The sequence below is a fragment of the Microbacterium sp. NPDC087665 genome, from assembly GCF_044743285.1.
Classification (GTDB): domain Bacteria; phylum Actinomycetota; class Actinomycetes; order Actinomycetales; family Microbacteriaceae; genus Microbacterium.
The window spans coordinates 210,601-233,332 of sequence record NZ_JBIUWD010000001.1; the positions used below are offsets into that span (position 1 = coordinate 210,601).

The 22,732-nt window shown below is 63.9% G+C and carries 27 protein-coding genes; 12 read left to right on the forward strand and 15 right to left on the reverse strand.

The genetic code is table 11. The annotated features are described in order from the left end of the window. Nucleotides 1-22 precede the first annotated feature (22 nt). The 4 genes from ACIOSY_RS00935 to ACIOSY_RS00950 all read right to left on the reverse strand — a co-directional run bounded on the left by ACIOSY_RS00935 (nucleotide 23) and on the right by ACIOSY_RS00950 (nucleotide 4,456). The gene (locus tag ACIOSY_RS00935) at nucleotides 23-865 is read right to left on the reverse strand and encodes a hypothetical protein (protein ID WP_400847571.1); all 843 of its coding nucleotides are present in this window, start codon (nucleotides 863-865) and stop codon (nucleotides 23-25) included. 303 nt (nucleotides 866-1,168) lie between these two features. Then, the gene (locus ACIOSY_RS00940) at nucleotides 1,169-2,467 is read right to left on the reverse strand and encodes an RES domain-containing protein (RefSeq protein WP_400847574.1); all 1,299 of its coding nucleotides are present in this window, start codon (nucleotides 2,465-2,467) and stop codon (nucleotides 1,169-1,171) included. 49 nt (nucleotides 2,468-2,516) lie between these two features. After that, nucleotides 2,517-3,233, reverse strand: a complete 717-nt coding sequence (locus ACIOSY_RS00945; RefSeq protein ID WP_400847576.1) for a hypothetical protein — start codon at nucleotides 3,231-3,233, stop codon at nucleotides 2,517-2,519. A gap of 179 nt (nucleotides 3,234-3,412) precedes the next feature. Continuing rightward, the gene (locus ACIOSY_RS00950) at nucleotides 3,413-4,456 is read right to left on the reverse strand and encodes a serine/threonine-protein kinase (protein ID WP_400847579.1); all 1,044 of its coding nucleotides are present in this window, start codon (nucleotides 4,454-4,456) and stop codon (nucleotides 3,413-3,415) included. 22 nt (nucleotides 4,457-4,478) lie between these two features. Between ACIOSY_RS00950 and ACIOSY_RS00955 the strand changes: the two genes are divergently transcribed. Then, entirely contained in the window at nucleotides 4,479-4,937 is a 459-nt protein-coding gene (locus ACIOSY_RS00955; protein ID WP_400847582.1) for a hypothetical protein, read from the forward strand. On the opposite strand, the gene ACIOSY_RS00960 is transcribed toward ACIOSY_RS00955, so the two are convergent. From ACIOSY_RS00960 to ACIOSY_RS00980, 5 genes are all read right to left on the reverse strand, one after another. Continuing rightward, complete coding sequence (locus ACIOSY_RS00960) at nucleotides 4,878-5,321, reverse strand: hypothetical protein (RefSeq protein ID WP_400847585.1); 444 nt, start codon at nucleotides 5,319-5,321, stop codon at nucleotides 4,878-4,880. The genes ACIOSY_RS00955 and ACIOSY_RS00960 overlap by 60 nt on opposite strands. A gap of 92 nt (nucleotides 5,322-5,413) precedes the next feature. Further along, nucleotides 5,414-7,570: a zinc-ribbon domain-containing protein gene (locus tag ACIOSY_RS00965; protein WP_400847588.1), complete on the reverse strand. Its 2,157-nt coding sequence runs from the start codon at nucleotides 7,568-7,570 to the stop codon at nucleotides 5,414-5,416. Nucleotides 7,571-7,601: 31 nt separating this feature from the next. Continuing rightward, on the reverse strand, nucleotides 7,602-8,669 hold the full coding sequence (locus ACIOSY_RS00970) for an ATP-binding protein (protein ID WP_400847591.1): 1,068 nt from the start codon (nucleotides 8,667-8,669) through the stop codon (nucleotides 7,602-7,604). A 24-nt stretch (nucleotides 8,670-8,693) separates the two neighbouring features. Beyond that, on the reverse strand, nucleotides 8,694-10,706 hold the full coding sequence (locus tag ACIOSY_RS00975; protein WP_400847594.1) for a Mu transposase C-terminal domain-containing protein: 2,013 nt from the start codon (nucleotides 10,704-10,706) through the stop codon (nucleotides 8,694-8,696). Between the two features lie 47 nt (nucleotides 10,707-10,753). After that, complete coding sequence (locus tag ACIOSY_RS00980) at nucleotides 10,754-11,494, reverse strand: TnsA-like heteromeric transposase endonuclease subunit (RefSeq protein WP_400847597.1); 741 nt, start codon at nucleotides 11,492-11,494, stop codon at nucleotides 10,754-10,756. Between the two features lie 83 nt (nucleotides 11,495-11,577). On the opposite strand from ACIOSY_RS00980, the gene ACIOSY_RS00985 reads away from it, so the two are divergent. The 3 genes from ACIOSY_RS00985 (at nucleotide 11,578) to ACIOSY_RS00995 (ending at nucleotide 14,071) form a co-directional block, all read left to right on the forward strand. After that, nucleotides 11,578-12,027, forward strand: a complete 450-nt coding sequence (locus ACIOSY_RS00985; protein ID WP_400847599.1) for a hypothetical protein — start codon at nucleotides 11,578-11,580, stop codon at nucleotides 12,025-12,027. 173 nt (nucleotides 12,028-12,200) lie between these two features. Next, nucleotides 12,201-13,118: a DUF4238 domain-containing protein gene (locus tag ACIOSY_RS00990; RefSeq protein WP_400847602.1), complete on the forward strand. Its 918-nt coding sequence runs from the start codon at nucleotides 12,201-12,203 to the stop codon at nucleotides 13,116-13,118. Between the two features lie 53 nt (nucleotides 13,119-13,171). After that, the gene (locus ACIOSY_RS00995) at nucleotides 13,172-14,071 is read left to right on the forward strand and encodes a thioredoxin family protein (protein WP_400847605.1); all 900 of its coding nucleotides are present in this window, start codon (nucleotides 13,172-13,174) and stop codon (nucleotides 14,069-14,071) included. Here the strand turns inward: ACIOSY_RS00995 and ACIOSY_RS01000 are convergent. Then, entirely contained in the window at nucleotides 14,068-14,544 is a 477-nt protein-coding gene (locus tag ACIOSY_RS01000; RefSeq protein ID WP_400847608.1) for a hypothetical protein, read from the reverse strand. The two genes, ACIOSY_RS00995 and ACIOSY_RS01000, sit on opposite strands and share 4 nt — an antisense overlap. Nucleotides 14,545-14,744: 200 nt before the next feature. On the opposite strand from ACIOSY_RS01000, the gene ACIOSY_RS01005 reads away from it, so the two are divergent. Together ACIOSY_RS01005 and ACIOSY_RS01010 are read left to right on the forward strand one after the other, a co-directional pair. Next, a complete protein-coding gene (locus ACIOSY_RS01005; RefSeq protein WP_400847611.1) occupies nucleotides 14,745-15,752 on the forward strand; it encodes a metallophosphoesterase in 1,008 nt (335 codons plus the stop codon). After that, entirely contained in the window at nucleotides 15,749-16,123 is a 375-nt protein-coding gene (locus ACIOSY_RS01010) for a hypothetical protein (protein WP_400847614.1), read from the forward strand. The genes ACIOSY_RS01005 and ACIOSY_RS01010 overlap by 4 nt, the downstream gene beginning before the upstream one ends. A gap of 34 nt (nucleotides 16,124-16,157) precedes the next feature. On the opposite strand, the gene ACIOSY_RS01015 is transcribed toward ACIOSY_RS01010, so the two are convergent. Together ACIOSY_RS01015 and ACIOSY_RS01020 are read right to left on the reverse strand one after the other, a co-directional pair. After that, entirely contained in the window at nucleotides 16,158-16,499 is a 342-nt protein-coding gene (locus tag ACIOSY_RS01015) for an SDR family oxidoreductase (protein ID WP_400849062.1), read from the reverse strand. Between the two features lie 195 nt (nucleotides 16,500-16,694). After that, the gene (locus ACIOSY_RS01020; RefSeq protein WP_400847617.1) at nucleotides 16,695-16,964 is read right to left on the reverse strand and encodes a hypothetical protein; all 270 of its coding nucleotides are present in this window, start codon (nucleotides 16,962-16,964) and stop codon (nucleotides 16,695-16,697) included. Between the two features lie 68 nt (nucleotides 16,965-17,032). Between ACIOSY_RS01020 and ACIOSY_RS01025 the strand changes: the two genes are divergently transcribed. After that, nucleotides 17,033-17,350 (forward strand): hypothetical protein, encoded by a 318-nt coding sequence (locus ACIOSY_RS01025; protein WP_400847620.1) that lies wholly within the window; start codon nucleotides 17,033-17,035, stop codon nucleotides 17,348-17,350. A gap of 74 nt (nucleotides 17,351-17,424) precedes the next feature. After that, nucleotides 17,425-17,649, forward strand: a complete 225-nt coding sequence (locus ACIOSY_RS01030; protein WP_400847623.1) for a DUF2188 domain-containing protein — start codon at nucleotides 17,425-17,427, stop codon at nucleotides 17,647-17,649. Nucleotides 17,650-17,681: 32 nt separating this feature from the next. Here the strand turns inward: ACIOSY_RS01030 and ACIOSY_RS01035 are convergent, their stop codons facing one another. Further along, nucleotides 17,682-18,575 carry a hypothetical protein gene (locus tag ACIOSY_RS01035; protein WP_400847626.1) on the reverse strand — a complete coding sequence of 298 codons (894 nt, stop codon included), beginning with the start codon at nucleotides 18,573-18,575 and terminating at the stop codon, nucleotides 17,682-17,684. Between the two features lie 36 nt (nucleotides 18,576-18,611). Here ACIOSY_RS01035 and ACIOSY_RS01040 point away from each other — a divergent pair, with 36 nt between their 5' ends. Continuing rightward, entirely contained in the window at nucleotides 18,612-19,016 is a 405-nt protein-coding gene (locus ACIOSY_RS01040; RefSeq protein WP_400847629.1) for a hypothetical protein, read from the forward strand. Then, nucleotides 19,013-19,729, forward strand: a complete 717-nt coding sequence (locus tag ACIOSY_RS01045; protein WP_400847632.1) for a hypothetical protein — start codon at nucleotides 19,013-19,015, stop codon at nucleotides 19,727-19,729. Before ACIOSY_RS01040 ends, ACIOSY_RS01045 begins: the two co-directional genes overlap by 4 nt. Nucleotides 19,730-19,751: 22 nt before the next feature. Here ACIOSY_RS01045 and ACIOSY_RS01050 read toward each other — a convergent pair whose 3' ends face one another. Continuing rightward, complete coding sequence (locus tag ACIOSY_RS01050) at nucleotides 19,752-20,882, reverse strand: ImmA/IrrE family metallo-endopeptidase (protein ID WP_400847635.1); 1,131 nt, start codon at nucleotides 20,880-20,882, stop codon at nucleotides 19,752-19,754. Further along, entirely contained in the window at nucleotides 20,879-21,874 is a 996-nt protein-coding gene (locus ACIOSY_RS01055; protein ID WP_400847638.1) for a hypothetical protein, read from the reverse strand. Before ACIOSY_RS01055 ends, ACIOSY_RS01050 begins: the two co-directional genes overlap by 4 nt. On the opposite strand from ACIOSY_RS01055, the gene ACIOSY_RS01060 reads away from it, so the two are divergent. Both ACIOSY_RS01060 and ACIOSY_RS01065 read left to right on the forward strand, forming a co-directional pair. Further along, the gene (locus ACIOSY_RS01060) at nucleotides 21,834-22,322 is read left to right on the forward strand and encodes a DUF6338 family protein (protein ID WP_400847641.1); all 489 of its coding nucleotides are present in this window, start codon (nucleotides 21,834-21,836) and stop codon (nucleotides 22,320-22,322) included. The two genes, ACIOSY_RS01055 and ACIOSY_RS01060, sit on opposite strands and share 41 nt — an antisense overlap. Beyond that, complete coding sequence (locus tag ACIOSY_RS01065) at nucleotides 22,274-22,543, forward strand: DUF6338 family protein (protein ID WP_400847644.1); 270 nt, start codon at nucleotides 22,274-22,276, stop codon at nucleotides 22,541-22,543. Before ACIOSY_RS01060 ends, ACIOSY_RS01065 begins: the two co-directional genes overlap by 49 nt. Nucleotides 22,544-22,732: the final 189 nt, after the last annotated feature.

A 22,732-nucleotide genomic window follows, 5' to 3' on the forward strand; every position in this document is an offset into this window, starting at 1 on the left:
GCTTCGCTTCAGGCGCACCGGCTTACTTAGGTCCGTGCTGTCTAACCCTCCGCCATTCATCGTAAGGAATCTGCCGCTCGCCGGCGCTCTGCCGGCGCAAGTTCTCCTGCAGGTGTTCCGTCCGTTCGCTCCAGTCGGTCCCATCACTCACCCCGCCCGTGATGATGAGGTTTCGCTCCGCAATAAGGGCGTTCACTTCGTCACGGACCGTTGCTTGAGAGTCATGCGCGGCATCGTGCAGCCATCCGACGTACGCCGCCTGAGCTTCGTAATGCCCGCGAACAAGCGGTCGCATGAGCAGGCGGTCACCTGAACCTCTGAGGAACTCCTGCGCGTCCCTCGGCCAGTCCGGCCATTCGAGAAGTTGCGCAGTGGAGACGCCGACGCTACCGCGCACCGGCTCGGGGATCAGCTCCGCATGAAACGACCATGGGGCTGACAGATAGTGGAGGACATAGTTGCGGAGCTTCGCGAGAAAGATCGCGCCCGGCTGCGCCCGCTTCAGCGTATTCAGACGCTCAGCTGCCTCTTTCTGCAAGTCGGACGTCAAGAGTTTCACGACGGGGCGCGACTGGTCGACGACGGCGACGAGCCCTGCCACGTATGCGAGCAGCGACTTATCGAGCTCGCGTTCGACCACCTCGCGGCCGCGCGGTTCCGATTGCCTCATCAGGGCGTGGATCACGTTCTCGTCCGATTCGCATTGAAGGAGAACGTTGTCGAGGGAGAACGTGAAGTCACGCCATACCTCGAACACCCGCGCCAGATTGGTGATGCGACGGTGAGCACGGCTGCCGGGATGCTCGTAGATCTCGCGTTCCTTCGCCGCTAACTCGTCGGCAGTCGACGCTTCATCGTCCGTCACGCATCGAGCCTACCCAGGACCCTCGCCGGAGGAGGACGCGTCGTAGCAGGCTGGCGCATCCGTGTGGCGCGGATGCGGCTCTAGCACGGTCTACGCGCCGCTCGGCGACTCCAGCCGAGGGTCGCAGCGACGCCGAATCGGAGGTAACTGCCTCGAGGACCCAACTAATCTCGCAGCGGCGACGGCTGGTCACACCGCGGGGGTATTGCGGTGTGACCATATCGGAGTGCGGGAAGAGGGCACTTAGGTGGCGTCTGACGCCTTCGACGTGACACGAGAGCCTGCGTCGAGCCGTCTAGTCGGCTACATCGACATGAACATCGGATCCGGATCATCGTCACCAGGTATTCCGACGAAGTGCGCCGTCACGGACCGCGTCGCTGCGTAGACATTCATCCGCCTACCAGCGAGTGTCAGCGTCGCAGGGGATGTTTCGAACGAGCGCCGCCAGAGCGCTGAGGTCTTCGGGTCCCTTGATGCTGGCGGATCAGACTGAACATCGTCTGCACTCGCCCACACCAGGACATTCTTTCCGCTCTCTCCCTCTCGAAGAAGATGGCTATCCCAAGCGATGCCATCGAGTCTTCTCTTGGGGGCCCAACGGAAGTATTCAGAGATCACCTGGGTCACGACGTACTCGACGCGCTCCTCTCCCGTAAGCCGCACAGACCGCGTAAGCCGCTCGACGAAGTCGTCGGCGAAGCTCGCGTACACGTACTCCGTGCGGCGCGCCTCGTCGAACACGCTGGGAAGGCTCGGCCGCTTAGTGAAGTCAAGAATGGTGAGCTTGCGTTTGACTTCGAACCCTCCAACGACTGCATCGTCGAACTGGCTGTGCAGTGCTGTCTCCTTGACGGCCAGATCCGGAGTCGTCGCGCTGTAGAACAGTCCTACACCTTCGGGGTTTAGCCGTCCTGCAGATGCTTTGCCAGCCGGTGCTGGCCCCAGGCTCCTCGCAGGATCTCGTCGTGCCTGGTCGATGAAAGCGAAGCCGTCATCGACCATGCGGGCGCGGTAGAGGAGGTCTCCGGGCCTGAACTCGGTAAGCATGTCATCACGCACGTAGGCATCAAGCCCTTCGAGGAATCGAGAGACTCTCGCTGGAGGTTCCTTCTCACGACCTTTTCGCTCCTCGGCTCCGATGTAGACAAACCGCGAACGATGCTTGACGGCGTCTGCGAAGCTGTCCCAGGAGAACAGGAACTCGTCCTGGAGCTGCGAGTCCGCCCATTTCTTCGGGGTACTTATGGCATCACTGACATGGGCCACGACTTCATCGGCGACCGTAGGGTCAAGTGCCCCGTCGAGGACGGTCTCGACGACGTGTTCAGTGTCGTGCTGCTCGAAGTAGAAGTCCCCCATATCCTCGGGGTCGCCGTCATATCCTTCGGCGAAGAGCCACGACGCTGTATCGAAAACGAGCTGTCCGACGACGTTCATCGAGACCGCGAAGGGCAGCTCGTCGTCGTCAACCTGTCGGCCGCAGTAGCTGCACTCTCGTTCGTCGACTCCGGATATGACACGAGACGCGAGCGCAGGGTCGATTATGTGCTCGACGCATATGTTCTCTGCCAGGTGCGTGAAGCCTTCAGGTTCTCTCACGTGCTGATGTTATCCACCGGCTCACTCGGAGTACCCCCTCCCGCCGACGCTACTTAAACGGATCAGCGCGTTCGTACGGCCACAGCTCCCACCCGACCTTTTTCCCCAACGCTCCGAAGCAACCTTGGATGGCGAGCCGGTGCATACTGAACCACCACTGGTCGAGTTCTCGCGCGGTCGCCGCGCTGACTCTGGCGAGGAAGGCCTCGAACTCAGCGGGCGTCGCATCGAGTGGAGATCCGCCAAGGGAAGTCGCCACCTCGACCTCCAACCGATCCCAGTACTGGGCTGGCGCGTCGTACTCTCCCGCCTCCCCTGTCGCAAGGATGTCCAGATAATGGAACCGACCTGACCGTCCGTAGCGCGACAATGTGGAGAAGAGAAGCGGCAGTGCGCGACTCGAACGGATCCCCCCTATCAGCGTCGCGACGTAGTCGGTGGCAACGGCGTCCGACTGGCGCTCTGTGGCGGTGTCGAGAACGAGCGTCACAAGCGTCTCAATGTCATGCCCCCAGCCCATCATCATCTTCAACGTCGGCCAGCGGCCGTCGGTCTCCACCGCCGCACAGCCGAGGAGGATCTTTGCGGTCTTCTCGACGCCGATGCTGCCGAGAGTAAAGACGGCGTCGCTATGAACTACTGGTTCGCGCAACGAGGCGATGGCCGCTACCGCGTCACGCATCAAGTTCCGGGCGGACTGCGCCTCGGAAAGTAGCGCGAATCCTTGGGCAACGGACAGTGAGGGATCGATGCCGGGCTGAACCATCTGCCGATGGTAGCTCGTGCCCATGTTCCTCGCGCGCCTTGGAGGTCCTCACATGATTCGTCGACATCGAGCCGCCCACGACCCGCCTCGTTCGTGTTCTCCGCTCATCGCGGGTGGAGGAACCCGTGGGCGGTCGGGTTGCGGAAGACCCTACCTTCCATCAGAGGCCCGCACCGCCTTCAGGAGAGTGCGGAGATCACACTGCGTATAGTGCCCGACAAGCGCCCGTGTCGAACAGCGCTGCGCTGGCCGGTAGCGATCCGGCGGCCGGACGCCAGATGGAAGGCGCGGACCAAAACCGTTCCCGTCGCGGAGGGTTCCGAACAGACTCCGACCGCGGCGCGCTGCCCCAAGGCTTGCCCCTCAGCGCAGAACTGGTGTCCCGGATGGGCTACTCGCCGCCAGCTACGCTTACCGCCCGCGGCAGTGGCCAAAGCATTGCCAAAGGCTTCGGCTGACTCGTGTCGATGCTGTGGCTCGAAGCTCAGTCCACGCTTGACAACCGCCGCCAGAGCGCGGGGTACATGTGGCGCTAACTCGCTAAGCGGGCGGAGCTCACCGCCAGCGATGCGGCGCTGTTGTTCCGCTCGGTCGATGCGGTGATCGACCGGATACTCGCCACTGAGGAGGTAGTACACGGTGGCCGCCAACGAGTAGACGTCGCTGTACACAGTGCAGGCGCCGTCGAAGGCTGCGACTTCGGGGGCTAGCGTGCACCAGCTGCCGGTTCGTGGCGCGAATCCGTCCACATTGGGAACCACGCAGAACTCGACATCGGACACGACGGCGATGTCACCCTCGAGGAGTGCGTTGGCGGGCTTCACATCGCGATGCAACATCCCCATGGCATGAACAGCATCGAGCCCGGTAGCAATGTGCTGGCCATAGCGTGCAGCCAGACTCGAGGGCAGACCATGCGGAGCAGCCTCGGATTCAAGGTCACCGTCGGGCAACAGCTGAGTGACGATGTAGCGGAGGTCGCTGTTGCCGATGACGTCCGCGTTGATGATGGGGACGATGTATCGGCTGCGGAGTTGCTCGAGGCGCTTGGCTTCATCCCAAGACTGAGGCGCCCCCGCATCGGGGCGCAGGATCTTCAGCGCGACGGTCTGGTCGAGGTGACGGTCGTGGGCCTGATACACCTCGCCATCGGAACCGAGCTTGCGCGCTAGGACATACCTGTCGTTGACAGTAGTTCCCTCCGGCAACACGTTCACGCTCATTCAAGCAACGATACTGTCGGGTATGAGCGTTCTTGGAGTGGTCGTCACCCCCAGCGGCAAACAACCCCGCGTCTACGGGGTGATTCTGGACGGCAGCCTTGCGGAGCCGACGTACGTCGACCGGTTCGAACTGCGCACGTCGTCTACCGAGCCATCCGAGCAAGCGGTTGATCTCGCCCGCCACCTCAGTAGCAAGCTTGCTTCCTTGAAGCTCGACGGCGCCGGCATACGCATCGCTGGTACACCGCCGGTTGCGCGACGCAGCAAGGCCTCTTTCGTCCGAGCACACTGCGAAGGCGCGATGCTCTTCGTCTTACGCGAAGCACTTGGCATTCCGGTGGTGACAATCGAGCCCGTCAGCGCGCCAAGAGCCTTCGGGATGACCAAAACCAACTTCGAAGAGCTACGCGACCGGATCGCGTCAGACGGAGGTAACGCCGACGCCATCGTGGGCGCTCTGGCTGCCCTCGCTGCTCGATGAGTGGTGGCACACGAAGAGCGAGTCCACTCCGTCGATGTTCCACCGCAGGTCGGCGTCCGTCAGCGAGTTGACGACCACTGCGATGAGCCAGTCGGTCTCCACCGCCTCGCGAACCCGGCGGGCGGCATTCGCCACAAGGGTTCCGCTGGCGATATTGACATCGAGGACGACGGTTCGCCGTGAACGACCGCCGCGGATGTCGGGGTTCAACATCATTGCCGCGCCGAGAACTCGCTCTGCAGCGGGACTCGCCGCCTCTACCGTGAAGCTCTCCCAGCCTGCGACGCAGTCAAGGAAAGAGCTAGCGGACGCGCGAAGGTCGGGCGCCTCGTCGTGGGCACGGACAAGGCTGTTGCCGCGCAGAACAAGCTCAGCCAGGTCCATGTTTTCCCTTCTCGTGAGAAGTATCCATCTCACACCACGTCGCGCCGGGAGCGACGCGGACATTGCCGTCTATGCGCAAGTGTCGACCTAGTTTAGGCGCCTACTGGAGGCGCTTGGCGTTGCCGAGAAGTACGCTCGAGTCGACCCAGCATCATTGAAGGCGACAACACCCCTGTTGCCGCACGCACCTGCTCCCGCTCTCGCTCGATGCGCTCCGCAAGGCAGTCCTGGCATCCGCCGCCCTTCGACTTCGCCTGCCCGGTGGCCTGCCATGCGCCATGCACGTCGCACTTCCACCAGAGCTTCTTGTTGGTGCCGGCGACGACGTCTGTCGGCTTGAGGTCGCCGTTGGCATCGTCCCAGTCGGATGCCATGTCCGGTCGAGTGGTCGCCATATCGTTGAACCCCACCCACACCCACTTGTTGATGCAGTACAGGCATCGTGAGCCCCGAGCGCGACTCACTACCTCGGCCGGCCAATCGTGACCAAGCTCACAGATCCAGGACAAGCGTTCTCTCGACTTCGCCGTGATGTTGTCGGGGGTGAACTTGCCGTTCCTAGAGAAGTCGAACTGTTCCACGAGATGTGGGTGCGTAGCGTGAAGGCAGTTGTCGGCGGTGACCTTCGTGCCGGAGCAGTCACCACATATGAACTTCCTCGTGATGTTCTCGATGACCGCGGGAAAGCTGTGGCCACGCTCGCACCGCCACCATGCGGTCAGTCCCGACCCGGACAAGACGTTCTCCGGCTCGAGCTTTCCGTTTTTCTTCTTGTCCCACCGCTTCAGCAGGTGCGGGTGCGTAGCAGCCAGGCTCGTCGTCTCATGCGCCTCGACGCGGCTGCAGACGCGGCAACAACCACCCTTGATGCGCCGCAGTACTGACATCTCGTAGGGCTCGTGATCCTCTTCCCTGCAGATCCACCAGACCGGCCGCTCGGTCTTGAACAGCACCTCGTCCGGGCGAAGCGGAGCATTGAGCTCGTCGTGCCAGTCCGCGGCGAGGTCTGGGCGGACTGCGGTGAGTGAGTTCACTTCCGCGGCGACCGAATGGTTCGAGCAGACCGTGCAACCGGCACCGTATCGCGTGCGGATGTTGATCTGCTGCCAGGACTCGTGACCCTCGGCGATGCACAACCAGTAGGCATGGTCCTCGGAACCGGCCCCGACCTGGTCAGCTCGCAGCTCACCGTTAAGGGTGGGGTGCCACTCAACCCCGTCATTCGGGTGGGTGTCGGCGAGCGAATTGAAGCCAGCCAGGATCCGTCTGCTCGCACAGTAGCCGCATCCTCCGCTTTCCTTCGAGTTACGGATGATGAACATCGTTGAGTTGAACGGGTGACCAAGCGGGCAGGCATAGTCGTGCTTCACCTGGACGGTCTCATACGCCTCGAAGCGGGTACCGGCACGCTCGCCGCTGACGAATTGCGTCAGGTGGAGGTGCTTGGCCCGCGGGAGGGTGCAGGTTCGCGTCTGTTCGAGGTACGCCCGTTCATCTCGGAGCCCCACCGCCCGCTCCACCTCGAACGCGTGCGGAAGGTCGGCTCCGGCGTGGGCGGCGGTCCGCAGGAGATGCCAGATCCCGTCCACGAGCACGGCGGCGGATTCAGCCACGACCGTGGAGACGACGGCGTCAAGCTCGGCGTATCGTGTCGCGGGGTCGCGCTCGGCTGCAGCGATACCCCCAGGACGGAGCACTCTCGCCGCCAGTCGAACGGCAACTTCGAAGCGTTGAGCAGCGTCGAGCGCCAGCGTCTCCGCTTCGACCCAGAGGTCGACCCAGCCGAGGATTTCTGCCAGCCGGTGCGCGTCGAGAACGCCGTCGGCGCGCAGCTTCCGGTAGACCCGGTCCGCCTTGATGATGTTCGCGCCGACCTGAAACTGTGCGTCCGACACAGTACCGGGACCGACCCATCGAGAATGCCGCCGGCAGACACGCGGACCGTCGTGGGCCTCTTCGATGACCTCAGTTCCTCCCGAACAGCGAGTGCAGCCGTATCGGTCGTTCAGGCCGGTGGTGCAGTGAACACAGCTAGCGCCGTCTTCGTGGGATGGGAGCATCTCCGCGGTACGCGCGAAGTGGCCGCGGGCGATACCGGTCACTTGTTCGAGCAGGTCTGCGGAGGTCCGGCGCGGGTCGTGCCCGAGCACGAGCGCGTAAGGCTTTAGCCACTGAACCCACACAGTCTTGCTGATGCGGTTGGCGTCGCGGACTCGCGTCGCGTAGCTCTCGACCGTCTCGTACCGCATGGGGCGCACACGCGTCGGCAAGACGCGAAGCTTAGGCAGCACGACGAGCCCCCTGCTCAGTTTCGATGGCTTCCGCGAGGTCGACTTTCCGTTCGGTGGTCAGGTCCAGTTGGATGCCGGCCAGGAGCTCTTTCGTGATGGTCTCGCTGTGCGGGTCGTCGTTGTCGATGAGTTCGAGCGCCGCGACCGTCAACAACCGGGAGAGGCCCCGGATGTAGCCGCGCGTCCGGGTGTGGAGGTATCGCGCCAGGGGCCGGAGCGTGCGCTCCGGATGGTTCATGAGTCCGAGCTGCTTCTCGAAGCTGTCGATGACGGCGATCCACAGCCTTTGGCCTTCTTCGGTTCGGATCTCCATCTTCCCCAGTTGAACCAGCGTGCTCCGGCCTGCGAGCTGCGCACCGAGGTCCCCGGTCGTCAGCGAAGAACGGTCGAGATTCATACCGACGTAGAGCGGGACGGCCTTCACTGAGTTGAGGAGGTTCTTGATGGCCTGCGCGGACTCCCACCGCCCCGTGCTCGCGACTCCGGCGAGGTTCTGCATCTCGTCGATGACGATGAGGGACGTCCTGTGGTCCTGAAGCAGTTCGGTGACCCTCTGGGTGCGCTCTTCCAGCGTCATCCGGTCGAGGACGGGCTGACCGAAGAAGTAGAGGAAGCGGCCCATCAGCTTCTTGCCGTTGCATCCGGTGGGGACCTCGACGTACACGACCGGGTGGTGCTTGAGGTCCCTCCATTCGGGGTAGCGCGCGGTGTGCCGGTGGAAGCCGTCGACCATCGCACGGATCGCTGCCGTCGTCTTTCCCGCCGTGGCCTTCCCCGACAGCAGAACTCCGGTCCGGCCCACGTCACGGTGCGAGAAGCGTGCCGCTAGCCGGCACTGCTTGATGAGCTGCTGCATCGAGGGGGTCTCCACGACGATGGAGTCAGCGATGCGCAGGCTCCGGCGGTCGTTGAACTCGAGGCGCTTCTTCGGCGTCCAGCTCAGGTACTCGTCGATGGTCGCAGTCTCCGGTTCGGACGGCGCGTGGTTCTCGAGCAGATGCTCGAGTGCTTCGACGCGGTCGAAGTGTCCGAGCTCGAAGTCGAGTGTGGTGTTCATGATGATCCTTCTGGGTGTGAGGTTTCAGACGATGCGGAGGTCGGGGACGTCGTCGCCGAAGTCGCCGAAGCCGTCGTCGGCTCGCTCCTTCGCGCTGGCGATGGTGTTCTTCCGACGCTGTCGTCGCTCGGCTTCCTGGAGGGCCTTCTCCTCCTCGGCCGCCTGCCGCTTGAGCCCTTCGTTCTCGGCGATGACCGCGTCCAGGAGTTCGAGCATCTGGTCGTCGGCTTCGGCCGCGTTGAAGGCGACGTTGTCGCGGGTGAAGTCGTTCACGCGCTGGTTGTAGAGGCGCTCGAGCGGTCGAGACATTCCTGCCTGGCGGTTCCACGTGCACTCGATCCAGCTGTCGTTGGCGGCCCGGACCCACACCCGGTTCAGGTCGGTCGGGTCGTAGTGGACATCGACGGACTTGCCCTCGCCTTCAGCGGTCTTCTTGCCGCGCAGCAGCGCGAGGTGCGGGCTGTCGTACTTGCGGTTGTTGATCTCGACGCCGTTCGCCTGGACCGTGCGGGTCTCGCGCGGCATCAGGGAGATGAAATCCTCCTCCTCCCAGGCGAGCACGAAGTGACCGGAGATCTCCATGGACGCGGCGAACATGGAGTTCGGGGTGTGACGCTGGTCCGGGTTGATGGGGTCGACGAGGCCTCGGTGTGTTTTGTTCTGGTACACCACCGCGACCCAGCGGTCGAAAAGCTCTCGGACAACATCGAGGTCGAGGACGGCCTCGGAGACGATCCTCTCGCCGCGGGACTCGATGTTGCCGCTCGTGTACCCCTGGAGGTACTGGGTGAAGTGCGTCTTGATGGTGTGGAACGTGCGCTCGACGATGGGCTTGCTCGCCGGCGACTTCTTCGGCGCTTCCGTGAGGTGGATGCCGTACCGCTCGCACGCGAGCCGGAAGACGTTGGAGCGGTAGTCGGTGCCGTTGTCGGTGAGGATACGCCGGGGGACGATGTACGGTCGGTGCGTGTCGAACTCCTTGAGCTGTTCGACGTCGAGGTGCGCCGACCACGGCATCTGCGGCAGGCCGAGCGTGTCGTAGTACGTCGACCAGGAGCGCAGGCGCCGTGGGACGAGGGCGTTGGCCAGAAGCGTCGCGTGGTCGAAGCCCTTGGCGGCTCCCTCGGTGAAGTTGTGCGCGACGATGGTCCGCGTGCGCTTGTCAACGAGGATGGTCAGGTGCGGGCGGCGGATGTTGCCGTTCGGGAACCGCACGAGGCAATCCAGGATAGTGCTGTCCATCTGGCACTCGTCGCCGGGGGCGCTCACCTCACGGGGACGGTGCTGGTTCTTCGGCGACAGCGCCGCGGTCTCACGCTGGCGGGCCGGCTTCACCGGGTTCTGGCTGCCTGCGAGCTTGATGACGTAACGCTCGACCGTCTTCAGCGACGGCAGCTGAGGGCGCTCTTCGGGGTTGGGGAACTGCTTGATGAGCTTCCGGTGCAGTTCTGCGCGGATACGGGTGTACGTGGGGCTCGAGCGGCCGACGTAGCTCGCGATGAGTTCAGCGAGGGCTTCCGTGACCTTCTCATCCGCGCGTCGGAGGGGCCGTTCCTGTCGGACCGTGCGGCCGTCACGGAGCGCGGCGATGCCGCCCTTGCGGAAGTGGAGCATGCGACGCTTCAAGGTGCCGTCGCTGATGAGGAACCCGTGATCCTCCTTGAGCTCCTTGGCCTTGGAGAGCAGCTTGGATGTCATCGGGACGCCTGCGGCGTACTTCTCCCGCGGCTCGTCGCCGACGGCCGGGGTGCCATCGATGAGTTCCTGCAGGTGCGGGATGAGGAACAGGGTGGCCTCGTCGAGGTCGTCGACGATCTCGCTGAGGGTGTGCTTCGGCTTCTCCTCGGCCGAAGCTGGGGCGGCGAGCTTCAGTTCAGCGCGCATCTGACGGGCGAGGTCGATCTGGTCAGCGATCTCGTACTCGTCGGTCAGCTCGTTGCGGAGTCGGAAGTTGCCGCCGCCCCATCCGACGACGGTGAAGTCGCCAGTGTCGAGGTGGATGGTCTGGCCGATGGTGATGGTGATGGGCGTGGACATTGTGGTGCTCCGATTTCTTGGTGGGTTGTGTTGCGGGGTTAGGAGGGTCACGCCACCCAGATGGGTGTTTCTGGCGTGAGGGGGAGAGTGAGATCGAAGGAGAGCTCGCGCTTCCAGAACATGTGGATCAGCGCGGGGATGTTCTCGCCGGGCTTCGTCGTTCGCAGGGCGCCCATGAGGCGGCCGAAGGTCGCGTGCGTGGCGGCGAGCCCGAGGACCGTGGCCCGCAGGTCCTCCGTCGGCGCGAACCGCGGGTGGTGATACCGGGCGAGGAACTCGAGGTTCCAGCTGACGATGGTGGTCAGGTCGTTGAGGAGGACATAGCGCCAGCCGAGTCGCTCACACATCAGTCGCGTGAGCTCGAACTTGTGGCGGTCTTCGTCCGTCGTCAGGGACTCGGAGTGCGCGTCCATGAGAAGCCGCTCGCCACCGACGAGGATCGCGAAGAAGTCGGGGTAGTGGAAAGTACCGTCGGCGAAGGTGAGCAGCATCGGCTGGGCGAACAGCGCGACGATGTCGTTCAGGTGGTCGATGAGCATCATGCTGGTGAACTCGAGCATCGACTCGTGGAAGACGTGCTTTCCCGAACCTGCGCACCAGTAGTGCCCCTGGAACGTCTTCTGTCCCACGCCCTTGCCCGGGCGCCGGGTACGGTTGCCGGGGACGACGGCGTCAACCGCGACGGGGTCATAGGCGCGGATGGAGCGCTTGCGCTGCTCGGCATCAAGCCACTCGATGCGGTCGAATCCGTCTCCGACGGTCCGGGAGATTCCTTTTTTCTTGCTCACGTATCGTCGTGTGCGCGGCACCTTCGAGGCCTGTAGAGAAATCATGTCTTTTGGCTCGATCCAGTTTCGTTAGGATGAATCAGGTGACGAATCCCCGCTACATTCCGCGCGAATTTGCCGTGGATCCGGGCGAGTTCGGGCGCAAGAAGAACCTCGAGTGGATCGCCGTTCCCGCAGACGCCACACCTCGCGAGCTGGCTCAGAGGGATGCCGCGGAACTCCAGCACCTGCTCTGCCGTGGGGTATTGAAGCTCTACATGCCGGAGTCGAGCAACACTCGGATCATCAAGCTCGCGGCGGCGCTGGACATGACCTACGACCGTCTCCAGAAGATGCTGTCGGGGCGGGTCGTCATGCAACTCGAAGACATCGGTCGACTGCGAGTCCTGATCGGTGCGCGTCTGGACTACTGGATGCTTCGAGGCCAATCCGCCGACGTCGTGCGCATGATCGAGGACCGAATGACGCAGGAACGGCGCGCGAGGATGGAGGCCGGTCAGCGACCGCCCCAGCCACCCCCTCGTACCGACTAGCAGCTCTGGTCGAGCCGTCGTCATTATCATGAGCGGAATTTATGCCGCACTTGCGACACGCGCAAGCCCCTCTTTTCTTCAGTTCGCCGTTAGCATGCCGTCGTTGACGCACACGCGCCGACCTGAACGTCGGCAGGATTACGGCGTAAAACGGGACAGATGGAGGTGGCTCGATGCCTGGACAGATCCAGCACCACACGGTGCCGCGAATGTACCTCGAAGGGTTCGCAGATGACCTAAGGATGACCGCCGTCAACGTCCGAACCTCGAAGGTTCACGGTATATCCATCAAGGACGCGACGACCCAGAGGTACTTCTACTCGTCGCCTAGCGCCGAGGATCCAAACGGGTTCGAGGACGCCCTCTCCACCGTTGAAGACCGAGCGAAGCCGCTCCTCACGAAGATCGACAACGGACTCTGGCCACTCGCGCCAGAGGAGCGCGCGGTGTTCGCCGCCTACCTCGCCCTGCAGTTCATGCGTGGTCCCGACCACCGCCGTCAATTACATCAGGCCATGAACACTGTCGTTCGCCAACTCGCAGCCACAGACCCAGACGAGCTCGCCCGGCTCATGAGCCTCCGAGGCGCGCCCGATGGGCTGGGGTTCTTGACCGAGGGCCTGGACGAGTCCCAGGCCCTCGATGGCCACCTGATCCAGATGTCCACCGGACTGGCTGAGATCGCTTACCTCTTCGTCATCCGTCGCTGGCGGCTGGTGCGGTTCGACGAACCTGCCCTCATCACGTCGGACGCGCCGGTCACACCGATGCCTGACCCGATGTCCGAGGACGACGGTCCGCTCGGCCTGGAGAACGCGTACGCGCTGCTCTTCCCGTTGAATCGCCGTCTGGGCCTGCAGATGTTCCGGCCGCGGCCTGAACACTTTCGCCCCGGCGTACTAGAAGAGGTCATCGGCGGCGCGCGCGACACCTCGATCTCCGGTCACCCCCATCACCAGGGCGAGTTCAACCTTCGCACCGTGATGAACGCGAGCGAGCGAGTATTCCACCATCCAGATGACGCCGCGCTCGTCCCTGAACAGTTCGCGGCGCTCGCGCAGCTTGGCGGGAGAACCAACCCCACCGGATAGCCCCGGAACCGTCCCTCCGATTGGCGGCACGCGTCATATGCCAGGCTCGAGCCATGAACGACTTCATGTTCTGGTTCGGCCTCATCGCGAACATCATCACCGTCATCGCCGGGCTCATCGCCATCGCCGGCGTTGCCTGGGCCATCGCTGGCCGGCCGAAACTGGCGTTCTCGGTGTCCGTGATGGCGTCGCTCACGCCGTCGTTGAACATCGTGGCGACGTCGAGTGGATCATCTGCCGTGCGGAATGCCACCATCTCCTACGGAGCCGTGGATGACAACGGGTTCGCCATGTGGGGTTCCGGCGACCCTGTGTCGAATCCTCTCAACCGTGGAGAATCACTCCTGGTGCAGGCCTTCGAAGCCGGAACGACGCACTTCGGATCCCCTGCTCGCGCCGATGAGTTTCGGGTTCCGCTGCAACGCGGTGACGGGTTCTTCGTCACGGTGCAATGGCTGTCGCCGCTGTTCCCCTGGCGCGACGAGTCCGTCACCTATGTGTGGCCGCCTCGACTCCGCTTCGCTAGCGCGGAGCCCGAACGGCTGACCGGCCGCAAGCAGCTCCGGTTCCTTGAGCGGACACGTGACCCGAAGTTGAATCCGCACACCGGAGGCCCATCCCCGAAGAGGTACTCGCAGAAGGCCACGGACGCCACGTTCGACGAGCTCATCCATGCACATCAAGGCGTCGTTGTCGTAGGCCTGGCACCGAGTTGGCAGGGCGAACACTGGGAGGACGTTCAGCGCATGCTGGAGGCCTTCGCCGCGAAGCACTCCCCGAACGTCAAGGTGCTCACCGTGACGTCGGACGAGAACCCGAGGCTCAACGGCCAGTACGTGGACGACGTCGTCCCCCACTTCGTCGCTCTCCGCGGCGGCCAGGTCGTCGCGACGATGGATGGCGCTTCGTCCATGGCCGACCTGGAGTCAGCTCTCGGCCAGCATCTGACTTAGGCCGCGGCGACGTACTCGGCGAGCCTCTCCTGACTGACACGTCCGAGACGCCGCGCGCCCTTCGCCGCCTGACCCTCGGGGGTGACGAACCGTCCATCGAAGTAGTCTTTCAACTGCGCGATGGCGAAGTCGCCGTTCATGAGCACTCGGAAGTCGATGCCGGATTCCATCATCGCTTCGGCGACGTCATGGATCTGGTCCTGGCCAGCTTCTTCATCGAGAGCCATCCCGACCGAGCACGCCCAGAGGACGAGAACCGCCGTGGTCATGTCGGCTCCTTGGACGCGGAGACCACGGGCTCGCACCCAGCTTCGGATTCGGGCGACCGCGTTCCCCATCTCGATGAGGTCGAGGAGGTCCATGGCGATGTCCCCGTCGGAGGTCACCTCCGTGTCGAGCGGCCCGTGGAACCTCGTCCACGCGGGGATGCCGTCGGCCGAGAGCTGAGAGGTGGGAGTGATGTGAAGGCGCATGACGACTTTCTGATCATGAGGGCCGCCGAGCGCATGCCCTCTCAGCACTTATATGCGCGGCTTGAGCGCGTTCGAGGTGACACCTCTCCTTCACTGGGACGACTATCTGCGGATTATTTGCCGCCCTGGGCTGTTTCAGAGTATGGTGCTAGCCACCGAAGGCCGGCAGGAGCACACCGCCACGTGAGAGGAAGCGTCTGATGAAGGCACGCGAGCACACCGACCGCATCGTGCTTCCTGACGAGCGTGTCGCAGTCTGCGGAGACTGGCACGGGAATCAAGGATGGGCTCGAATCGTCGCCCGCGCGTTGCCCCACCTCGCCCCCGATGTGACAACGATGCTGCACCTCGGCGACTGGTGGATGCCGCCGGACGCGTTCGACGAGATCTTCGCCGAGACCGCGCTCACCCGCTTCTACCTCACGGTCGGAAACCACGAGGACTTTGGACGACTCAGTCCACTCTTCGACAAGTACCCTGGCGAGGCCGTCCGGGTCTCGGAGATCGTATGGCTGCTTCCACGGCCGGCACGCCTGTCTATCGGGGGGCGCAATGTCCTGTCGCTCGGTGGCGCGTCCTCTGTCGACCGCGAGTCGAGGACCGAGGGGGTGACCTGGTGGCCCGAGGAGGCCGTCAGTGACGAGAGCGTTGCGGCGGCCATCGCCGGCGGCCCCGCAGACCTCATGCTCACCCATGAGTCACCCGCCGGTACTCCGGTGCGCGCGGTCCGGGAGATCCTCCGCTCGAACCCGCACTGGTTCACCAAGGCGGCGCTGGAGGCGTCCGCAGCTTCACGCGCGCGGGTCGGCCAGGTCTGGGATGCGGTGCGCCCCGAGCTGCTCGCGCATGGTCACATGCACGTCGCCGCGGGCGGTAGGACCGAGGACGGCCGGCGAGTGGCGAGTCTCGGGCGTGAGGGTCACGAGGGAAATGTCACGATCCTCGACATGCGCACCCTGAGGATGACTACGCCGAGCCTGGCGACCCTCCGCGGATACGCCAACGACGACGACGGTTCTCGTCGCGCTCGGGAGCTGCGCGCGAATAGCGTCGCCGAATCCTTGTACACAGGAGTCCTGGACGGACTCAAGCCCACTCCTCGAGCCCTCCGCGATGCCCAGGACTACATCGACGGGCTCCGTAGTCTCGAGGAGATCCTCGAAGACGTCCGCCGACGCCACACCCGCAAGCCCGACGAGAACTCATGACCAACACCCCCTGGGCGGACATCGTCGGCCCCTGCTACACGGTGGCGAGCATGGCCCGCACCCTCCGGTGGACGGAAACCGAAGTCATGGCCGCGGGGAACGATCTCCGCCTCCTCATGCTGACCACCGACGACGGCATCGACCTGTTCCCGCGGCTCCAGCTCCAGGACGGGAAGATCGTCGACGGGCTCCAAGACGTCCTCCGCGTCCTCGCGACCGGGACTGCGGGCAGATGGACGTGGGCGCAGTGGTTGAACGTCGCGTTGCCCGACAAGGACCGGCCCCGCAACATCACGCTGCTCTATGAAGGGCGCCTCGAGGAGGCGCTCCGGAACGCTGGCCATGACGCCTGGTCGTGGAGTGCGCCCTGACAACGACTAGAGCCAAGGCCTCGACGACAGAGATTCAATCTGCGGGGTTGGAGAGTTTCACCGTGCAAGCGCCGTCCACGACGGTGGTCTCCCCGGACAGAAAGCCCGCGCGGTCACTCGCCAGGAAGACTGCTACGTCGCCGATGTCCTGCGGTGTGCCGACGCGACCCACCGGGTGGAGTGTGGTGAGCCGAGCGGCCACTCGATCCGGGTCACCGAGCGAGTCGAGATTACCCTCGCTGAGATCTGACGCGATCCAGCCAGGAGCAATCGTGTTCACCCGGACGCCCCGCGGCCCGAGATCCACGGCCATCGCCCGGGTGACTGCATGAATCGCCCCCCTTGGAGGCCGAGTAGGCGACGTGCCCCGGGTTATAACCGAGACCTAGTGCGAGACCCTCGGCGATGTACTTCGGAGTCTTCTGGCTGGTGTGCGGTTCGTCGCCGACCGCGGCCTGCGCGAGCCACATCTTCGCCTGGAGGAGGTCGCGGACCTCGGCGTAGGCGGGGTCGAAGTCGACGTTGCTGACGGCCAGCAGAGACCCCCGCCTTCGGTCACGCCGGATCCGGTTCACTCATAGCTGCGGTGAACGTGCCATCCGTCCTCGCCCTTGAAGACGTCGAAAACCAGCGACAGTCCGTCGTCGTCCGTGCCCTGAAACCGCCACCCGTAGAGGCCGCGGCTTGCATGCGCTGACTCCACCGGCACCGTCCACACCGCATCGCGCAGCCGTGTAGGCATGTCCGTAACCCTCCACCGACGGCCAGCGAACACCATCCTCGTGGGGATGTCGTTGACCATCCATATGGTGGCGGGGAGGTGTTCGACGTCGGCGCGCATAACGACAATGATAGAACAGATGTTCGAATGTTGATAGCCTTTTGCTCGGCCGGAGGAAGGGTGCCGGCATGGGTTCCAGCAAGCGATTGGCCGCACACTACGACATGCGCGCACACCACAAAGCGATCCTGCGCGCCACCCAGTCAGGGCCACTCCAGTCGTTGTCCGAGCGGGAAGTGGCGCTGCAGGAGCAGCCTCTGACCACGTACCCGCAGCCCTATCGCGCGGTGCGGGCGTGGGTGCACTTCGGGGCGGAGGCGATCCGCGTGGATGCGAAGCTCGCCAGGTCGACGCCACTCGCCGCGGGAATCGAGTTCCGGGCGGGCGAGCAGGTGTTTCGTTGCTGGGTGTGGGGCAACGCGGTGACCGTCGACGACGACGACTAAGAACGTGAATGTCGGAGACCGATGCTAATACTGATTAGGTCGGCAACGAAGCCGACCTTCAAGAAGGAACAGCAATGGCAAACGGAGACATCCGGACGTACTACGAAGACGGTCAGTGGAAGTCGAAGGTGGACGGCAGCTCCCGCGCCGCGCACGTCGGCGGAACGAAGGCCGAACAGTCGGCCGTTGGACGCGACATGGCGCGCGAGCGAAAGGTCGAGCACCGAATCACCCGCACCGATGGCGCGGTCACTCAGCAGAACTCCTACGGCAACGACCCCGAGTCCAGCAGGGGCTGACCCCGCTGGACGAGTGAGCGCACGGCGAAGCTCTAGGTCGACTTCTTCCGTTCGCTCTTGTAGTCGTAGTAGCGAGACATCGCCGGAAGCCATTTCGTCCTGGCGAATGCCCAGTCCGGTGTCTCGAACGCGGTGAGGATTTCGCCGGCGGCCGACGGTCCGGCACCGGTCAGCCACATGACCCCGAGCATGTCGTAGGCCTTCACGATGTCGTCGACGATCTGGCGGAGAGCCTTCACGTCCTCGAAGCCGATGAAGGCGCCGCGCCCTGCCCGCTGCAGTCGCTGTGACGTTTGAGCCACGGATGGGTGGACGTACCCGCTCATCCGAGACCAGAGAGACTTCACATCGTTCTGGTAGTTGGACAGGTCGTCCGGCTTGCCGAAGAGCACATCGACCTGCTTCACGACGTCGATGGACGAACGGGGCACGGCGGAAGCGAGGTAAGCGATCCGGTCCTCCCGGCTGTGCGTCTTCACATCAGGAAGCTGCTGGTCCACATACACATGCTTGACCGATGACTCTAGGAGGTAGCGCAGTTCTCGTCGGGCAGCGTTATGGACCCCGACCTTCACGAGATCAAGGATGGCGACGACAGACTCGAGGGTGTCGTCAGTCGATGTGTACAGCAGCAGTCCGTCGACTATCGGAGAGCTCCGACTCGACTCCGCCCACGACATGCGGATGATGTCGATAAGGGCTCGTGTGACACGTTCGAGGCGAGTGATCTGCGCCTTGTAGTCGGCAGACTCTCGCAGCTCGGCGTGAGCGACGACGCGATCCTTCGCGCTATCGGCGACGGCGGCATCCGAGGATTCGGGTTCAACCGCGTAGTCATCCTGGCGTGAGCGACGACCATGGCAGATCGCTCGGGCGACCCCCGACCACCATCGCCGCTGTCCTTGAGATTCGGATGGACCGCGCATAGGAGTGAAAGACTACCGAGGAAAGGAAGGCACGAGATGTCCGAAAGACGTTTCCCCACTGCTCCGAACACCGCCGCGGCGATCCGGACCGCGCTGGGCCAGAACAACATCGAGGCCGCCGACCGCCTCATCACGGAGCTGTTCGGTCGCGTCATCAACGCATCCGGAGAGATCCCCGCCGAAGCCCTCGCCCGACCGGGGAGCACTGGCGACGCGCGCTACGACACCCTTCTCGCGGTCGGACTCGCCTACGCACTCAAGACCCATGGTCTCCCTCCCGCCGCATGGATGGACGCAGTCCCCGCGCTCAGCGTGGAATGGGTCTGGGACCAGGACCCTGACCCTCTGCCCGAGTATCGCGAGTACATCCGCAGGCAAACTCCTCCTATGTTCCTCGCCAAGGGGCTTTTGCTCCGCGACCGCGACCTGAGGATCCTGTGAGCATTCCCGAACAGCTGCTGACCGCTGACGAGTTGGCCGGCTACTTCGAGATCCTGCTGGATCGACTCGCCGCGCGTGAGATCGATGTAGACGCGTACATCATCGGCGGTGCAGCCATTGCCATCCAGCTGGGCCGGAACGAACTGACCCCCGACGTGGATGGATTCTTCCAGCCACGCGCGGAGGTACTCGCGGAGGCTCAGGCGATGGCGGACGAACTCGGCCTGCACCCGGACTGGGTCAACACACATGCCGCGGGGTTCATCGCGTTCGACCCAGCCGACGACAGCGACGCGCTGGTGACACACGTCGGCGGCCACCGCGTTGCCGTTGCCTCCAAGCGAGTACTCCTGGCCATGAAGATCGCAGCGGCGCGCCAGAAGGACCAGAGCGACATCAGCCGCCTCCTCTTGGACATGAACATCACGGACCCCGACGAGGTTGTCGAACTCGCTTACTCCGTCTTCGGCGAAGACAGCATGACTCTCACTACAGGACGCGAGGACGTTCGCCTGGAAGCAGCCCAGGCGCTGAGGCGAGCTTCGCTCTACGCCGCGAAGATGGCGGGCACGGAGCCTCCCCACCCCACCCCGCTGCCTCGACAGAACGCGAACCAAAGTCGACGGCCACAGGGTTCCATCGGCGGGCACGGTGGAGAGTTCACCGCGAAGGAACACAGCGATCCAGAGATCCAGCTCCCGCCGGGGGTATAGCCCTCGGCGCCCCGCGCGCCGCCTACGTGCGTGAACTGGTGAGCAGTGGGATCACATTCGACGGCCGCACAGCCTCCGACGGTGCACTCCCCGCAGCCGAAGGCGTTCGCGCGACCACAACCTCGAAGAGGTCGCGCGGGGCGCGAGCCTGGTCGATGAGTGACTCACGTTCGATGCCAGCGGAATCCAGCAGCTCAACCGACCGAGGCAGCATCGAAGGCTGCTCCGTCGCACTGATGAGACCAGGTTCCTGACGCCGCCAACCACGCTGCGTCAGTGTGATGACTGCATTCCGGTAGGTCACATCGCTGATGGATCCAAGTCGCCGAGCGCGGAACAGCAGGGCCTGAATGCTGACACCCCACTGTTCCTTCAGCGCCCCGAGTGTGTCCCAGGCGCGCGCGTTCATCGCGGTAGGAAGTAGCGGCCAAAGTTCATCCTCCGGCATCAAGAACTCAGCGGCAAACCTGTTGGCCTGTTCTTCGACGACTCGACCTCCCGGTTCCGCATCCCGGTGCATGATGAGATGCCCGAGCTCATGAGCCACATCGAACCGCTGACGGTAGTAGTCACGCTTTGTCGGGTTGAGGACAACCACCGGCCGCTCGGTGGACTCGAACGAGTACGCATCCACCGCCGAGGTCTGCGGCGGGCTGAACACGACAAGAACACCGTGGGACTCGAGGAGGCGGACCAGATGCTTCAGCGGGCCTGCCTCCAGGCCCCACTCGCGTCGCAGACGGCGAGCTGCTTCCTCCGGCGCATCGACCTCATCATCGAATGACACCTCGAAGGATGGAACGTTCACTTCGGGGAACTCGACGTGCTTCTCCACCGCCTCGGCGATGTCGACGGCAAGAAGCCCGAACGCGAACGCCTGGTCGCGGGCGCGCTGGCTCGTGGAGCGAAGAGAGCGAAAGTGAGGAACAGCGGTTTCATGTCGTCTGGACGCACCCCGAGGACTGAAAAAGTCCGGGGTCACGCCCAGGCTCATGGCGAGCTCAGCAACGTTTGCCGGCGTCGGACGCTTCGCCCCCGATTCCCAGGCAGCAAGCGCCGTCGAGCTCTTGCCGATCTGCGCTGCCAGCTCACTCTTACGGAGACCTTCGAGCTGGCGCGCCAGGGTGAGTCGTTCTGGTGCGAAGAGCGTCACTTGGTGTTCTCCGACGCGGCGGCCGGGCGCAGACGAACCGCGACGTCCGGCTCGTCGACACGCGGCGGAACTGACCCGGGCTTCGGGCGGGCGATGGGGTCTCCGTCAACGCCGCCACTCAGCGGCTCTGCCCAGTGCCAGGGGTTACCGAGATCGTCGTTGTACCGGGAATGCCCGATGATGAGCTCCCGCTCGAACGTCGCGAGATTCAGTGCATGGCCGAGGACGTAGGTGGGCATCCCGATGACGGGGAGCGCGTCCTGCGCGGCGAGTTCTTCTCGCTCATCGGCCGGCAGAATCTGGTCGAGCAGCGTGGAGGGGACAAACGCCCCGGGCATCTGGCGCGACACGGCTCTCACGGTGGGGGTCGCACGAGTCCAGTCGAGCTTGGCTCGCTCTCCGACTTCGAAGGCGTGGGTGATGAACCGAAAACCTTCGACACTCCAACCGTTGCTCCCGTTGAGGTTGGAGCGAGTCACGACGCCTGCCGGGATGAGGGGCATCGTCGTGCGGGCCCTTTCGGAAAGCCCCTCGAACAGGAAGTCCAGTCCGGTGGACTCCATGCCTGCGTCGACTGAGTAGTCACCGCAAGAGAAGACACGGTCGAGCCGGTTGGCGAGCACCTCGTAACGGCCGACACCAGCGGTGAGTGCCCCGTAGCCGGAGCCTCGGGTGAAGTCTTCAAGGATCTGCTCGCATGCGACGCCAAAGGCCCAGGAGAGGCCAGCGACAGCGTTGGTGCCGTGGAGGGCTTCTAGGACGTCATCTCGGTTCATCACAAGGTCAGAGTACACCCGTATCCAGTAATTGTGTCCATATCTGCAACCAATTGCGTGCAATCGGCGAGATCTCCGCTGGAGAAGGCCCCAGCGTTCCCCGACGCTGCGCGTGAACTCAAAGGCGTCGATGACCTTGAGGCCCAACGTCGTTGGTCGCGTGTACCCTGACGCTGTGACCGTGCCCGAGTCGTTGCCGCAGGTGCTGATCTTCATCGCCATGCTGGTGCCGGGGGTCAGCTTCGTAAGTGTCCGCACCTGGTACGTCGGGTGGCGGACCCCGGACTATGGAGCGGGTTCTCGTATTCTCGAGGCCCTCTACGTGAGCGCGATCTTCGTCATCGTCTACGTGGGACTGGGACTCGCTGTATTCGGACTCGCGAGCGAGTGGACCGGGATGGTCACGCTCGGATCGTTCGAACGCTGGGTCAACGATGGGTGGCGAGATACACCCGCATGGTGGATCGGGCTCGTCACCGTTGTGCTGCTCGTGGTCATCCCGGGGGGCGTAGCCGCACTGATGAGCTGGAGCCGACTCATCACGAAGGTGGACGACGACGGCAAGGTCACCCGCAAGCGACGTCGCGTGAATCGAAACCAGAGTCTGCCCAGGGCATGGGACCTGTCGGCGTACGGCGCCGAGACACCGCGATTGTCCGGGTGAAGACCAGCTCCGGCGTCTACGTAGGTGGATGGTTCGATGTCGAAGGGTACGTGAGCACGTATCCGTATGAGAGGGACATCTTCATCGCGCATCAATGGCGCATGGGCAAACGGGGGCAGTTCCCGGAACCTATTCACGACTCGCTCGGCGTATGGGTTCCCATCACCGACGATTGCCACGTGGAGTGGATTGCAGCTCCACCACAGAAGGAAGAGGGATAGCTATGCCCGACAAAGGTCGCCAATCAGAGCCGTTCTCGAAAGGCAGCTCGCCCCGCCGCGGTGGTGAAGGCGCAAAGCCGACGAACGGCAGCAACCCCAACCAGGCAGTCAAGCCTCCGTCGAGCGGACCTTCCGGTGGAGCCGGCGACTCCGGCGCTTCCAAGAAGTAGAAGCCATGGCTAACGATCC